The following is a 15,306-nucleotide window of genomic DNA, read 5'->3' as shown; positions in this document are numbered from 1 at the left end:
CCGGTCCGAGGTCACTCACCACCACCGAAAACCCGACGCAGGTTCACCTCGGGTTCGTCCCAGCTGCCGGTTACACTATAAGATGCACTGGTCAGTTTGCTCAACGGGTCACCGAGGATTTTGTCCAGCACGAACAAGGCCCCACCGATCGGCGCACTGGCCCCCATCAGCAACGCGGCCAGTGGCAGGTTCTGCGTCAGCGGCAGCACCACCACCAGCTGCATGTCGAGGGTCTCTTCAACCATGCTGGTAGTGCCGGACAGGCGGAAAGCGCCCGAGGGACCGACCACCTGCAACTCAGGGTCCCAGGTCAGCAATCCCCGGGTCATCACTGCTTTGCCGGAGATGGCATCGAATGCCACGCCCGCTTCATACAGATCCGAGAAATCCAGCTGCAAGCGGCGCCACAGCGTATCCGAGTTCAGAAGATTGAACACCCGGAAAACCTGGGCGGTGTTGTTGCGCTCCAGAATCACACCGTCGTCCAGTCGCAGACTCACTGAACCGCTCAACTCTTCAAGCATGAAACCATTGGGGCGCCCGGGCCAATCCAGATCCAGTTGCATGGCGGTTTTATCATTGCGAAGTGGAATTTCAGAGCCAAACAGGTTGCCAAGGTCCGCGAGTGTTCCGCCGCTGATCTCCCCGACAAAACGGGTAGTTTCACGGTCGCCGGCAATGCTCCAGATCATTTCGCCGGCGAGACTCAGGGAATTGAGTTCACCTTCGATGCTCTCAACCTGCAAGCGATAGGGTTGCGGGCGCAGAAGGAATGACCAGGCACCCAGTGCCTCGTCGTTCAGCGTCAATTGCGCGATGCGCACGTCGATGTCCGGCCACTCGCCGATCTCGAGGTTGCGGAAGGCTTCCAACTGCTCGTCAATGCTCAGTTGTTCAGGTTCCGGATCGCCGGGGTCGCCGCCATCACTGAACAGGTGCAGGCTCTCGAAGTCTGCCGTGATCGCCTCGTCACCCTCAGGCAACACCACCCTGGCGACCGCCCTGTCCGACTGGGTATTGATCACCCACCGGTCACCCAGATCACTGGCGGATATGTCGATGTCGGTCAGCAACTGGCGGCCCAGCCAGAGCCGGCTGATACTGATAGCGAGACCGCTGTCACTTCGCAACATATCCAGCGCCAGACGGTTTTCCCACGTCACAGCGATACCGACACCAGTCTCGCGTGCCGGGTCGATAGCAATGCTCAGCGGTGCTTCCTCTTCGGCGGTTTTGGCCAGGGGCTCAGGCCAGTTTACCGATGCGCCTTTCAGATTGGAGCGCAGGGTGACGATCGGGGCACGATGCTTGGCTACGTCCAGCGAGGCGGTGTAATCGGTAACCCCCTCAATGCCGAGGTTTTCCACGCCGTCGTAGCCACTGCGACGGAACAGACCAGGGAAACTGACTTGCCCCCGCTGCTGGATCGTCAGGGCATCGTCGGCGCCACCTTGCCGGAACGACACCCTCACCGGGCCGCCCAGGAACTGTGCCCGCAAGGGGTCACCGGCAAAGCCTGTACGAGTGCTGTAACGAAGCTGTCCTGCAACCTGTTCCCAGACCAGCCCTGCGGCAGCATAAGTGACCTTCCCGTTGTCTGTACCAACGGTGACCTCTACCTGCGGTTGCGTATCGGCCGGCGCTGTGCCAAGCGGCAACGCCAGAGCCAGATCCAGAGTGTAATCCCCATCAATACCGACACTGCCTCCCACGCCACCGGCCATTTCCCCCAGCGGACTGTTCTGCAGCCAGTAAGCCACGGCGGAGCCTGGCATACCGGCTTTGGCATCCACTTCCAGAGTCAGGCGATCATTGACCGGGTTAACCCGGACCTCGCTGGGCGACAGCGTCAACTGACCGGTGCGGCCTTCCTCCAGGCTGACGCGAGTGCGGCCACCGTGTATGAACACCTCACCACGGGCATTGTCCACTGCGGGCCAACGCTCATCATAGCGCACACTGGCGTTGTCGAAGCGGTAACGCATGGATGATACAAACGAGCCCTTGGGGGCATCACGATCAATCTGGCCGTGGCCGTAATAGACGCCCTCGGTAATATCCGCCTGGGTAATGGCCGTGGTCAGCCACTGGTAAAGCTCCGGATTGACCACTTTGACCGGCACGAAATCCCCGAGCATGTCGGCCCTGCCATCCCGAACCCCCACCCGCAAGCTGAGGTTATCCTCGCCCCCACGATCCAAGCGCAGATCGAAAGCGCCACCCAGGGAAGTCTGCTCGCCATAGGCCATTTCCAGGCTGTCGGACCAGACCCGGGTGATGTCGCCATCAAGTTGCCAATCCACTTTGCCCTGAAAACGGGACAGCAGCCAGTCTCGACCGAACAGTTTCGGAAAACCCAGCGTCACGTCCCGGCTGTCGGCGTCGACGTACCCATGGCGCGCTGTCATCACCAGTTGTCCGTTCAGACCGCGAACGCCCGGCGCACCGCCATGGGCCGCCACACTGACATCATCCAGCAATGCTGATAGATGAAAGCCGTCATCCGTGTCGTCAGCCAGACGGAACCGGAGATCGTCAAGCTCCCCACCCGGCTGGTAATTTTCCAGGGCGTCACGGGCGACAGCCGGCAATAGCCCAACACCGGTAAACACCTGGCTGATCGGACTCAGGGGAACGTCATCTGCGATAATATCGATACCGCCTTCCAGCTGCAGAATCCGGAGACTGAACGGGGAAACCTGGACACCATCCCAGCTCCACTCGAGGTTGGTCAGGTGGATTTCACCGGCGCCGGCCAGGCTCTCCAGATCCGCCGGACTCGCTTCCGTCAACGCCGTCTCACTGCGCCGCCAGCCGAAACGGGTACGAATGTTTTCCAGCGGCGCCAGCGATTGCCTGCCCACGCCGAGTTGCAGGTAGGGCGTTTCTACGGTGCCCGTCGCCTGCTCCAGACGGCCATTGCGGAAGGTTAGCCACGCCTCACCGCCCAGATCAAAACCCTCGACACGGATATCACGCCAGGCGTATTCGTCAATCAGCCCATCGAACAGCCGGCCAGAATTCACATTCACGTACAGCTGGCCGTTGAACCCCCCTCGGAAAAAACGCTGACCAAGCAGGCTGAAGCTGGCGAGTTGCTGCGTGGTACCGGCCTGCATGGCACGGCCTGAGGCCTGGAAGAGCCCGCGGCGATAGACCAGATTCAGCTGTGGTATGTCGACATAGCGGATTTTGCCGTTGTTGTCCCGAATCCCCAGGTTCACCCGGGTGATTCGCACACTGGGGTCTGACAGCCAGGCACCAGCCAGACCCAGCCACTTTTTCAGATCGTCGGTCACCGGCTCCGGCAGGTCCGCGCCCTCGACCGACACATCACCCGCCACAGTCTGGTTCAGCGTGACTTCGAGACCGTCCGCCTCGAAATCCGCGAATACGATGCGCAGTCGGAAGAGCGAGGCCAGGGTATCCAGGCGGATGCGCAGGTGCTGGAGGGTTCCCACCACCTCTCCTTCCGGCTCGCTGCGGACACTCAGATTGCGGGCTTCAATCGATGGGTCGAGCCAGTTCCAGCTGGAGCGGAGGGCGCCGATGGAGATCTCGTGCCCCAGCTCGGCAGATAGCCGGTTCTCGATATCAGTGCGGAAGTTATCGATGTTCTGGGTCAGTTGTCGGCCAATGCCGGCATACAGTGCCAGCAGCACCAGACCCGCCAGCAACAGCCACCACACCAGGCCGGCCAGTCTGGATAACAGCCGGACCGAAGTGCTCTCCGGATCCTGTTCGTTACTCATGACTGTCTACAAAAGCACCACGTCATACTGTTCCTGACTGTAGAAGGGCTCTACCTGAAAGCGGATGGTTTTCTCTATGAAGGTTTCCAGGTCCGCGACGTTGTCGGATTCCTCATCCAGCAGCCGGTCCACCACACTCTGGGAGGCCATCACCAGATAACTCTCGGCGTCATAGGCGCGATTTACCCGCAAGATCTCCCGAAACACCTCATAGCAGACGGTCTCGCTGGTTTTGAGGAAGCCACGACCATCGCAAATAGGACAGGGCTCACACAACACCTGGCCCAGGCTCTCGGTGGTGCGCTTGCGCGTCATCTCCACCAATCCCAGTTCCGACACGCCGGTGATCTTGGTCTTGGCGTGGTCCCGCTCCAGCATTTTCTCGAGCATGCGGTGCACCTGGCGCTGGTGCTCCGGATCATCCATGTCGATAAAATCGATAATGATGATGCCACCGAGGTTGCGCAATCTCAGTTGCCGGCTGATCGACCGGGCCGCTTCAAGGTTGGTCTTGAAGATGGTCTCTTCAAGATTGCGATGCCCGACAAACGCCCCGGTGTTGATATCAATGGTGGTCATCGCTTCGGTCTGGTCAATGATCACGTAGCCGCCGGATTTCAGCTGCACTTTGCGGCTCAATGCCTTCTGAATCTCGTCTTCAACGGAATAAAGATCAAAAATCGGGCGTTCACCCGGGTAATACTCCACCTTTTCCGAGAACTCGGTAACAAACTCCTCAACGAAGCCCATAACCCGCTGATAGCTCTCGCGGCTGTCGATGCGGACTTTCTCGGTCTGGGGACGTATCAGATCACGGATGGTGCGGATAAACAGCGGCAGGTCCTGATACACCACCGCGGGCGCCTGTACCCGGGAAATCCGTTCGTGGATCGAATGGCTCAACCGGTGCAGGTAGTTCATGTCGCCGATGAGGTCATCGGAGGCTGCGGCTTCGGCGGCGGTGCGAATGATATAGCCACCCTGCACGTCGGACTCTGCGGCCGCGGCCGTCTCGACGACGGATTTCAACCGCGCGCGCTCGTTTTCGTCTTCAATCCGCTGGGAGATACCAATATGGCTGGTACCGGGCATGAACACCAGATAACGCGAGGGGATCGACAGCTGGGTCGTCAGTCGGGCGCCTTTGGTTCCGATCGGATCCTTGGTGACCTGCACCACCAGGGACTGGCCTTCGCGCAGCAGGGTGCGGATGTCGGGGACCACTTTGGGGGTGTCGTTACCATCTTCGGAGGACTGCCCGTTGACCACGTCAGACGCGTGAATGAAAGCTGCCCGCTCCAGGCCGATATCCACGAACGCCGCTTCCATGCCGGGCAACACCCTGACCACTTTGCCCTTGTAGATGTTGCCAACGATACCCTTGCGGCTGGTTCGCTCGATGTAGGCTTCCTGCAACATGCCGTTTTCGACAAGCGCCACCCGCGTTTCGACCGGGGTTACGTTGATCAGTATCTCTTCGCTCATTGTGGTTCCTTTGCAATTGATGCGAGCCAGACCCTGTGGGCTCGTCAGTGCCAGGCTTTCCAGACCGGGTATCCTGCCCGTGACAGCAGCTCGGCCGTTTCCTGGAGCGGCAACCCCACTACGGAACTGTAACTGCCGCGAATCTCCTTCACAAAAATACCACCAAGTCCCTGAATTCCATAACTTCCCGCCTTGTCCATTGGTTCACCGCTGGCCACATAGGCGCGAATTTCCTCATCAGAGAGTGCGCGAAAGGTCACATCGGTGGTGACCACGCGGGCCTCACAGCCTCTGGCCGACGCCAACGCAACAGCGGTCATCACCTGATGCGTCTGCGCAGACAGCCGCGTCAGCGTTGCAACCGCCTCGGTCGCGTCCACAGGCTTGCCAAGAACCTCACCATCCAGCACCACCGTGGTATCAGAGCCGAGAACTAACTGGTTAGAACCCGCGATACCGGCTAACGCTTTCTCGCGGGCCAGGCGCTCAACATAGGCAAGTGGGCACTCGCCGGCCCGCACCGTCTCATCAATACCGACCGGCCGGGACTCAAAGGACAGGCCAATCTGCGTCAGCAGCTCAGCGCGTCTTGGGGAGGCGGATGCCAGAATGAGGGTCTGCATGTAATGGTCCTACCCCAGCTTGCGATTGAGGTTATCCAGCAGAACGCAGACCACGGGCCATACCAGGGCACTGGTCAGGGCTGGCCATAAATAGCTGAATCCGGCGTCTTCCCCGCCCAGCATCTGCTTGATGAAGTGCACCAACATCTGGTTGATGCCCAGCAGCAGAAACACCATCAGGCATTGCTGAGGCATCGGGTACATGCGCAGCCGCTGATGAATCGTCAGTACCAGAAAGGCAACGAGGGCCATCGCCAGACCGTTGACGCCCAATGGCGTTGCCTCCAGCACATCCAGCGACAGACCAACGCACCAGGCCAGCAGAATGCCGAACTGGGCGGGTGCCCGGAAGGTCCAGTAAAACACCATCAGCCCCAGCCATTCCGGGCGGAACTCGAACCAGCCAATGGGGAACAGTGAAATGCTCAGCACCAGCGAGAGAACGACACTCAGGGCAAAGACCGGATAACTGATTACCGATAACATCAGCGCACCTCGTCCGGGTCGGTTTCAATGCCGACGGCAGGCTGGCCCTGACGATGCTCATTGCCGTCTTCGTCTACCTCGCCTTCCGGGGAAAAAACCACCAGCACCAGTCGGCTCTGATTGAGCCGCGCTTTCGGCGTGGCTTCAATATTCACGAACGGTTCGCCGGATTCCTTGGTGATGTTTTCCACTTCCGCCACCGGGTAGCCTTTCGGGAATCGCCCGCCGAGACCGGAACTGACCAGCAGATCCCCCTCGCGGATGTCGGCGGTGTCCGGCACGTGAACCAGCTCAAGCGCGTTGATATCGCCGTTGCCCAGGAGAATCGCGCGCAGGCCGTTGCGAACCACCTCAACCGGTACGGCGTGGCTGCTGTCGGATACCAGCAAGACCCGCGACGTGAAGCTGCTGGTTTGCTGTACCTGCCCCATCAGCCCGTGGGCGTCCAGGATGGCCTGACCGACGGTGACACCGTCCCGGCTGCCTTTATTGATAATGACTTCATGAGAAAACGGGTCGGGCGACACACCAACGATCTCACCGACAATAACGCGGTCATCGAGAACTTCCGAGGAATTCATCAGACGGCGGAGTTCATTGTTTTCCGAGGCCAGCGCGGCGTATTTCAGCGCCCGCCGTTCAAGAATCAGCAGCCGCGCGTTGAGGTCTTCGTTTTCGGCGAGCAGATCGTCCCGGGTGGTAAACAGGCCTTCGATCCAGTTCTGCAACTCGTAGGGGGCATTGCCAAACCAGTGCACCGGCGCCAGCCCGGTACCAATCACGCTGCGAACGGAGGTCAGTTTGTCGAAGCGGGCATCCGCCACGATCAGCACCGCCGAGAGCAGGATCACCAGCAACAGACGCAAGCCGGGTACGGGGCCTTGAACGAAGATGGTTTTAATGGCTGCTACCCCCGCCATTATTGACCAGGCAGATACGACGACCGCCGCAGCGGAGGTCCACTTGCGGCGGTCGGGGGCGGAGGGGCCCTGGCCGGAGTAACGTCAGGCGTAATGCCAGTACCACGGTTTTACCCCTCCTGGGAGAACATTCCGATTCCGCCACGATCGATCACTTCCAGAGCCTTGCCGCCGCCGCGGGCGACGCAAGTCAGCGGATCTTCAGCAATGATCACCGGTAGCCCGGTTTCCTCGCTGATCAGCTTGTCCAGCCCGCGGAGCAAGGCGCCACCACCGGTCAGCACAATGCCGCGCTCGGCGATGTCGGAAGCGAGTTCCGGCGGGGACTGTTCCAGCGCGCTCTTTACTGTCTGAACGATCTGAGCCAGGGATTCCTGCAGGGCGTCGAGGATTTCCTCACTGTTCAGGGTGAAGGCTCGGGGAACACCTTCCGCCAGGTTGCGGCCGCGCACGTCGATTTCACGGATTTCGAGGCCTTCGTAGGCGCAGCCGATCTCGTGCTTGATGCGCTCGGCGGTGGAATCGCCGATCAGACTGCCATAATTGCGGCGCACATAGGTCACGATGGCTTCGTCAAACTTGTCACCCCCTACCCGCACGGATTCAGCGTAAACAATGCCGTTCAGGGAGATAATGGCGATTTCGGTGGTGCCACCGCCAATGTCGACGATCATGGAGCCGCTGGCTTCCTCGACCGGCAGGCCAGCGCCAATAGCGGCGGCCATAGGCTCTTCGATGAGGAACACTTCACGGGCGCCGGCACCAAGAGCTGACTCGCGGATGGCCTTGCGCTCAACCTGAGTGGACTTACTCGGCACGCACACCAGTACTCGTGGGCTCGGTGTAATAAAGCTGTTCTCGTGCACTTTGTGAATAAAGTGCTGGAGCATTTTCTCGGTGACCACGAAGTCGGCGATCACGCCGTCTTTCATCGGGCGGATGGCGGTAATGTTCCCCGGGGTGCGTCCCAGCATGCGCTTGGCTTCGGCGCCGACTGCAGCCACCATCTTCTGGGAACCACTGGTGCGAATGGCCACAACGGAAGGCTCATTCAGCACAATTCCGCGCTCGCGCACGTAAATAAGGGTGTTGGCGGTGCCCAGGTCGATGGACAGGTCGCTTGAGAATAAGCCTCGGAGTCTTTTGATCAACATTCGTGTAGTTTCAACCTGAGAGTTGCAGTCGCAGAAAAGATGCGGCAACTTTAGCAGTGAGCACCCCTGCAGGCAAGGCACGATCGGGCCCTGAGCCTGTCAGTTAACACTTTGCCACAAAAACCTACACCCTCCCGCTGATGTCGGAATCTGTTACCATATCGCCTTTATTTTGACTGTCGGTGCACGAGCCGCCGGGAATCACCTTTCCGAAACACGCTGTGAATACGTCCCTGTGCGCTTGGGCTCCGCCATCCCTGGCTCCGCACAGTTTCGGAAAGGTGATTCCCGGCAGCTCCCAAACTCTGAGTTGCGCTCAACTTAAGTTACTGAAATTTCACCTACCCTGGGAGGCAATGTGACCATTTCCCGCAAGGACATTGAGAAAGTCGCCGTGCTCGCCCGCATTCGCGTGGACGAAGAGCAGGTTTCGGCGCTCGAGAAAGATCTGGGTAATATCCTGGACCTGGTTGACCAGCTGGCAGCAGCGGACACTGCCAACGTGGAGCCTCTGGCTCACCCCCTGGATGCAGTGCAGCGCCTGCGCGCAGACGAGGTGACGGAGTCCAACCAACGGGAGGCCTTCCAGGCCATAGCGCCGGCGACCGAGAACGGCCTGTACCTTGTGCCTCGGGTCATCGAGTAAGCAAAGACAACTGAGTGATCGGACGAACAGCGACTCAAGCAGGACGTAACATGCATAACAAATCGGTAGCAGAGCTCTCCCGGGAACTGGAAAGCGGCAAGATTTCCAGTGTAGAGCTCACCCAGCAGTTTCTTGACCGCATCAAGCGCGAAGACGGTCAGTTCAACAGTTTTATTACGGTCACTGAAGAGCAGGCCCTGGCGGACGCCAAAGCGGCGGACGAGCAACGGGCGGCGGGCAACGCCACTCTCTGGACCGGGGTGCCGTTTGCCCACAAGGACATTTTCTGCACCACCGGCGTGCGCACCACCTGCGGCTCAAAGATGCTCGAGAACTTCGTTCCGCCCTACGACGCCACGGTCACGGAAAACTTCCGCAACGCCGGTGCCGTTTGCCTGGGCAAGACCAATATGGACGAATTCGCCATGGGGTCGTCCACCGAGTCCAGCTACTTTGGCGCAACCACCAACCCCTGGGGGCTGAGCCAGGGCGATAAACGGGTTCCGGGCGGCTCTTCTGGCGGTTCTGCCGCGGCGGTGGCGGCGCGGCTGGTGCCAGCGGCGACGGCAACAGACACCGGCGGTTCCATCCGCCAGCCGGCAGCACTGTGTGGCATTACGGGCCTGAAGCCCACCTATGGCCGCGTTTCCCGCTACGGCATGATCGCCTTCGCCTCCAGCCTGGACCAGGGCGGCACCATGGCGCGCACCGCTGAAGACAACGCGCTGATGCTGAATGTGATGGCCGGCTATGACCCGAAGGATTCCACCTCGGTGGACCGTGAGGTGCCGGATTACACCGCCACCCTGAACGAGCCTTTGAAAGGCCTGCGCATCGGGCTGCCGAAAGAGTATTTCAGTGACCAGCTGAGCCCGGCGATGGAACAACAGGTTCGCAACGCGGTGAAGGAATACGAAAAGCTCGGCGCGACAGTTAAAGAAGTGTCGTTGCCGAACGCCCGACTGGCGATTGCCGCCTATTACGTGATCGCGCCGGCGGAAGCCTCCGCCAACCTGTCGCGGTTTGACGGCGCCCGCTATGGCTACCGCTGTGCCGATCCGAAAGACCTCATGGATATGTACACCCGCACCCGGGCCGAGGGCTTTGGCGCCGAGGTGAAGCGACGGATTCTGGTGGGCACCTACGCCCTGTCCGCCGGTTACTTCGATGCTTATTACCTCAAGGCACAGAAGGTTCGCCGCCTGATCCAGCAGGATTTCGTCAACGCCTTCAAGGACGTGGACGTACTGATGAGCCCGACCACGCCATCTCCGGCGTTCATTCAGGGTGAGAAGACCAACGATCCGGTCACCATGTACCTGGAAGATGTGTTCACCATCGCCGTCAACCTGGCGGGCGTACCCGCCATGTCGGTGCCAGCCGGCTTTGTAGACGGCCTGCCGGTGGGACTGCAGATGATCGGGGATTATTTCTCCGAAGCCCGCTTGCTGAACGCCGCCCACCTGTTCCAGCAGGCAACCGACTGGCACCAGCGTGAAGCGCAATAAGCCCGAGACAGGAGAATGAGTATGCAGTGGGACATTGTGATCGGGCTGGAAATCCACGTTCAGCTCGCCACCAAGACCAAGATCTTTTCCGGCTCGAGCACCGCCTACGGCGCCGAGCCCAACACCCAGGCCAGCGCCGTTGACCTGGCCATGCCGGGCACCTTACCGGTTCCGAACGAGCAGGCATTCCGCTACGCGGTGATGTTCGGCCTGGCGGTCAACGCCGACATCGAACGGCGCTCGGTGTTCGAGCGCAAGAATTACTTTTATCCGGACCTGCCCAAGGGCTACCAGACCACCCAGCTGGAGCGCCCCATTGTCGGCCCCGGTTACGTCGACCTGGACCTGGCCGGCGGCAAAACCAAGCGGGTGCGCATTCACCACGCCCACCTGGAAGAGGACGCGGGAAAATCCCTGCACGATACCTTTTATGACGAGCTTGGCCACGGCATGACCGGTATCGACCTGAACCGCGCCGGCACTCCGCTGATCGAGGTGGTCACAGAACCGGACATGACCAACGCGGAAGAAGCGGTAGCGTTTGCTAAAAAGCTGCACGGCATCGTGACCTCGCTGGGCATCTGCGACGGCGACATGTCCCAGGGCTCCATGCGCTTTGATGTGAACATTTCACTCAAGCCCAAAGGCTCCGACACTCTGGGCACCCGCACCGAAACCAAGAACCTGAACTCCTTCCGCTTCATGGAGCAGGCCATCGCCCATGAAGTGGAACGGCAGATGGACATCCTCGAGGACGGCGGCACGATTGTTCAGGAAACCCGCCTGTACAACGGGGACCGGGACGAATCCCGCTCCATGCGGACCAAGGAAGAAGCCAACGATTACCGCTATTTCCCCTGCCCCGACCTGTTGCCGGTGGAAATCGACGAATCGTTCATTGAGGAGGCCCGCAACAGCCTTCCGGAACTGCCGGACGCACGCAAGGCGCGCTTCATGGAGCATTACGGCCTCAACGACTACGACGCAGGCCTGCTCGCCGGCGATTCGAAACTTGCGGCGTTCTTCGAGGAAGCGGTCAGCCACGGTAAAGACGCCAAACTGACATCCAACTGGATTCAGGGTGAATTCTCCGCACGGCTGAATGCCGAGGAGAAATCGGTCGCCGAATCCCCCATTACCGGCGCTCAGCTCGGCGACCTGGTGGTGCGCATTGCCGACAACACGATTTCCTCCGCCGGCGCAAAGAAGGTGTTTGAAGCGCTTTGGTCCGGCGAGAACGACAACGTTGACGCCATCATCGACGCCAAAGGCCTGAAACAGGTCTCTGACACCGGGGCGCTTGAATCAATGGTCGATGAGGTGCTGGCGGGCATGCCGGATCAGGTGGCTCAATACCAGAACGAGGAAGACCCCAAGAAACGCAAGAAGATGCTTGGTGGCTTTATGGGGCCGCTGATGAAGGCGTCCAAGGGACAGGGGAATCCGAAGCTGTTTAACGAGATTCTGGTTAAGAAGCTCGGGGGGTAAGCGGTTCGGCCTGGGTCTTGCGTTCACGGCACGGACCCAGCCTGTTTGTTTTGCGGGGGGGCCTTGGCTGGACTATAACTGCGAAGACCGAAGGGTGTGTTTGCTGCCCCTCCCCGAAGCAAACAGGCCAGGAGCCCAGGTCAGAAGCTACCCGACAAGCCGACCCCATAGATCATGCTCATCCGCATGCTCAACAACCACCTGAACCATCTGCCCAGGCACCAGATCGGTCTCGTCGTTGAGGTAAACCATGCCGTCAATCTCCGGCGCATCCGCCTTCGAACGGCCAATGGCACCTTCTTCGTCCACCTCGTCAATCAGCACATCGATGGTCTTGCCAATCTTGGCCTGCAGGCGAGCGGCTGAAATTTCGGCCTGCTTCTCCATGAACCGGGCCAGGCGCTCTTCTTTTACTTCCTCAGGCACCGCACCCTCGATCTCGTTGGCCTTGGCACCTTCCACCGGGCTGTATTTGAACGCCCCCACGCGGTCCAGTTGGGCTTCATCCAACCAGTCCAGCAAATACTGGAAGTCTTCCTCGGTTTCGCCCGGGAAGCCGACAATGAAGGTGGAGCGGATGGTCAGCTCGGGGCAGATCTCACGCCACTTGCGGATGCGGTCCAGAGTCTTGCTGTCATGGGCCGGGCGCTTCATGGCCTTGAGCACTTTCGGGCTGGCGTGCTGGAACGGGATGTCCAGGTACGGCAGGATCTTGCCTTCTGCCATCAGCGGAATCACATCATCCACGTGGGGATACGGGTAAACATAGTGCAAACGCACCCACACACCCATCTCACCCAGCGCTTCACACAGCGACTGCATTTTGGTTTTCAGCGGCCGGCCCTGCCAGAAACCGGTGCGGTATTTGGTGTCCACGCCGTAGGCTGAGGTGTCCTGGGAGATCACCAGCAGCTCTTTGACCCCGGCATCCACCAGGCGCTGGGCCTCGTCCATGACATCACCGATGGGGCGGCTCACCAGATCGCCGCGCATGGACGGGATGATGCAGAAGGTGCAACGGTGGTTGCAGCCTTCGGAGATCTTGAGGTAGGCATAGTGCCGCGGGGTCAGCTTTACCCCCTGGGGCGGAACCAGATCAGTGAACGGGTCGTGCTCGCGCCTGGGCGGCACGAACTGGTGTACCGCGCCGACCACTTCTTCATACGCATGGGGGCCAGATACCGCCAGAACCCCGGGATGGGTCTCGCGGATCTTGTCTGCCTCAACACCCATGCACCCGGTGACGATCACTTTGCCGTTTTCGTTGATAGCCTCGCCGATGGCGTCGAGGGATTCCTGCTTGGCCGCGTCTATGAACCCGCAGGTGTTAACCACCACAATGTCGGCGTCGTTGTAGGTTGGAACAACGTCGTAGCCGTCGAGCCTGAGCTGGGTGAGGATACGCTCGGAATCGACCAGGGCCTTGGGACATCCAAGGCTGATGAAGCCGACTTTGCCGTTGCCGGTGACTGGGGTTTGGGGGTGATCTGTCATAAACGCGTTCGGAGTCCTGGGGCGTGATGCCCACCGATGAATTAAGGCAGACAGTTTACCCCAGCCCGCCCGGGGCCTGAAGCAAAACCAGGGGAAAAGCGCCACCAGCGCTTGCGAACTCGCCTGCAGTGAACTTTGATTTTTGACGGAACGTTCACAAATTCTTCATAAAACTGCCACTAACGGCGACAGGCATCTTGCTGATCACTAATTAAACAACTAGACTTTCAGCTGGTTATAGCTGAAAACGACCGAATCAGAAGAGCCAGAATGAAAACAGTTGCCGTAAAATCGAATCTACGCAATCAACAACGCGTCGATGTCTCGACTCAAGTCACGATCGAGAGACACGACGGCTGCTGTCTCGACTGCACGATTTCAAACCTCTCTCGCACTGGCCTGATGATTTCGTGCAGCCAGGAGCTGGTGAAAGAGCTGGTGCCCGGCCAGAAAGCCCCGGTCCCAGGCAGCTGGATTCCGGTAAAAGCGCGGTTCTCCGTGCCCGTAGTGGCGACTCAGCCTGTGGCGGTGATCGCTGACGGCAACATCGTTCACATGCGCCGCATTGCGCGCGACGAGTATCAGGTGGGCATCCAGTTCGCCGAATTCGAGGGTAACGGGTACGATTACGTGGATCGGTACGTCAGTACCCTGCTGTCGTCCGCCGCGTCCCTGTCCTGAGGTCCCGGCTCTGGTTGCATAGAACCGCGAACATGCCCCCGATATATTCTTATAGCACCAAACTCTAGTTGGACACCTTCTTATACCCTAATCGCCTCTGGTATGATTGCGCTATTCACACGCAAAGCCCATTCGGTTCGCAAGGCGGCAACAGAGTATAATGACCACATACAACCTGACCCATCTCAAGCAGCTGGAAGCTGAAAGCATCCACATCATTCGGGAGGTCGCGGCTGAGTTCGACAACCCGGTGATGCTCTACTCCATCGGCAAGGACTCCGCGGTCATGCTGCATCTGGCGAGGAAGGCGTTCTACCCCGGCACGCCACCGTTTCCCCTGATGCACGTGGACACCACCTGGAAGTTCCGGGACATGATCGACTTCCGCGACCGCAAGGTGAAGGAATACGGTCTGGACTTGATCGTTCATAAGAACGAGGATGGCATCAAACAGGGTATCGGTCCGTTCACCCACGGCAGCGCCAAGCATACCGATGTGATGAAAACCCAGTCCCTGAAGCAGGCCCTGGACAAGTATAAATTCGATGCCGCCTTCGGTGGCGCCCGTCGGGACGAAGAGAAATCCCGCGCCAAAGAGCGCGTGTACTCCTTCCGTGACGAATACCATCGCTGGGATCCCAAGAACCAGCGGCCGGAACTCTGGAACACCTACAACGGCAAGATCAACAAGGGCGAAAGCATCCGCGTATTCCCGCTCTCCAACTGGACCGAGCTGGATATCTGGCAGTACATCTACCTTGAAAACATCGAGATTGTTCCCCTGTACTACTCCGCTGTGCGCCCCGTGGTTGAACGGGACGGCACGCTGATCATGGTGGACGACGATCGCATGCCTCTGAAGGAAGGCGAAAAGCCGATGATGAAATCCATCCGCTTCCGCACCCTGGGCTGCTATCCCCTCACCGGCGCGATCGAGTCTGAGGCCACCACGCTGCCTGACATCATTCAGGAAATGCTGCTGGCCACCAGCTCCGAGCGTCAGGGTCGCGTGATCGACCACGATTCAGCCGGCTCCATGGAACAGAAAAAGCGGGAAGGGTACTTCTAA

The 15,306-nt window shown here is 59.6% G+C and carries 12 protein-coding genes; 5 read left to right on the top strand and 7 right to left on the bottom strand.

Going from position 1 to position 15,306, the window contains the following annotated elements; all coding sequences use genetic code 11:
- Positions 1-11: 11 nt before the first annotated feature.
- The 6 genes from MLC70_RS08295 to MLC70_RS08270 form a co-directional block, all read right to left on the bottom strand.
- On the bottom strand, positions 12-3,752 hold the full coding sequence (locus MLC70_RS08295) for a YhdP family phospholipid transporter (protein ID WP_248182940.1): 3,741 nt from the start codon (positions 3,750-3,752) through the stop codon (positions 12-14).
- Positions 3,753-3,758: 6 nt separating this feature from the next.
- Positions 3,759-5,237, bottom strand: a complete 1,479-nt coding sequence (rng, locus tag MLC70_RS08290; RefSeq protein ID WP_248182939.1) for a ribonuclease G — start codon at positions 5,235-5,237, stop codon at positions 3,759-3,761.
- A 44-nt stretch (positions 5,238-5,281) separates the two neighbouring features.
- Positions 5,282-5,860: a Maf family protein gene (locus tag MLC70_RS08285; protein WP_248182938.1), complete on the bottom strand. Its 579-nt coding sequence runs from the start codon at positions 5,858-5,860 to the stop codon at positions 5,282-5,284.
- A gap of 9 nt (positions 5,861-5,869) precedes the next feature.
- A complete protein-coding gene (gene mreD, locus MLC70_RS08280) occupies positions 5,870-6,346 on the bottom strand; it encodes a rod shape-determining protein MreD (protein WP_248182937.1) in 477 nt (158 codons plus the stop codon).
- Positions 6,346-7,266, bottom strand: coding sequence for a rod shape-determining protein MreC (gene mreC / locus MLC70_RS08275; protein ID WP_248182936.1), 921 nt, complete (start codon positions 7,264-7,266; stop codon positions 6,346-6,348). Before mreC ends, mreD begins: the two co-directional genes overlap by 1 nt.
- 110 nt (positions 7,267-7,376) lie before the next feature.
- Positions 7,377-8,417 carry a rod shape-determining protein gene (locus MLC70_RS08270; protein WP_070973515.1) on the bottom strand — a complete coding sequence of 347 codons (1,041 nt, stop codon included), beginning with the start codon at positions 8,415-8,417 and terminating at the stop codon, positions 7,377-7,379.
- 361 nt (positions 8,418-8,778) lie between these two features.
- On the opposite strand from MLC70_RS08270, the gene gatC reads away from it, so the two are divergent.
- From gatC to gatB, 3 genes are read left to right on the top strand one after another with little or no spacing between them, the layout of a single operon-like run.
- On the top strand, positions 8,779-9,066 hold the full coding sequence (gene gatC / locus MLC70_RS08265) for an Asp-tRNA(Asn)/Glu-tRNA(Gln) amidotransferase subunit GatC (RefSeq protein WP_248182934.1): 288 nt from the start codon (positions 8,779-8,781) through the stop codon (positions 9,064-9,066).
- Positions 9,067-9,116: 50 nt separating this feature from the next.
- Positions 9,117-10,574 (top strand): Asp-tRNA(Asn)/Glu-tRNA(Gln) amidotransferase subunit GatA, encoded by a 1,458-nt coding sequence (gene gatA, locus MLC70_RS08260; RefSeq protein ID WP_248182932.1) that lies wholly within the window; start codon positions 9,117-9,119, stop codon positions 10,572-10,574.
- A gap of 21 nt (positions 10,575-10,595) precedes the next feature.
- On the top strand, positions 10,596-12,062 hold the full coding sequence (gene gatB / locus MLC70_RS08255) for an Asp-tRNA(Asn)/Glu-tRNA(Gln) amidotransferase subunit GatB (RefSeq protein ID WP_248182930.1): 1,467 nt from the start codon (positions 10,596-10,598) through the stop codon (positions 12,060-12,062).
- Positions 12,063-12,209: 147 nt separating this feature from the next.
- On the opposite strand, the gene rimO is transcribed toward gatB, so the two are convergent.
- On the bottom strand, positions 12,210-13,556 hold the full coding sequence (rimO, locus tag MLC70_RS08250; RefSeq protein ID WP_248182929.1) for a 30S ribosomal protein S12 methylthiotransferase RimO: 1,347 nt from the start codon (positions 13,554-13,556) through the stop codon (positions 12,210-12,212).
- A gap of 270 nt (positions 13,557-13,826) precedes the next feature.
- Between rimO and MLC70_RS08245 the strand changes: the two genes are divergently transcribed.
- Both MLC70_RS08245 and cysD read left to right on the top strand, forming a co-directional pair.
- Entirely contained in the window at positions 13,827-14,237 is a 411-nt protein-coding gene (locus MLC70_RS08245) for a PilZ domain-containing protein (RefSeq protein WP_248182928.1), read from the top strand.
- Between the two features lie 160 nt (positions 14,238-14,397).
- Positions 14,398-15,306 carry a sulfate adenylyltransferase subunit CysD gene (gene cysD / locus MLC70_RS08240; protein WP_248182927.1) on the top strand — a complete coding sequence of 303 codons (909 nt, stop codon included), beginning with the start codon at positions 14,398-14,400 and terminating at the stop codon, positions 15,304-15,306.

This window comes from Marinobacter goseongensis, assembly GCF_023156235.1.
In the GTDB taxonomy this organism is placed as follows: Bacteria; Pseudomonadota; Gammaproteobacteria; order Pseudomonadales; family Oleiphilaceae; genus Marinobacter; species Marinobacter goseongensis.
The sequence above is the reverse complement of the archived record's forward strand: the minus strand, read 5'-3'. Positions and strand labels throughout refer to the sequence as shown.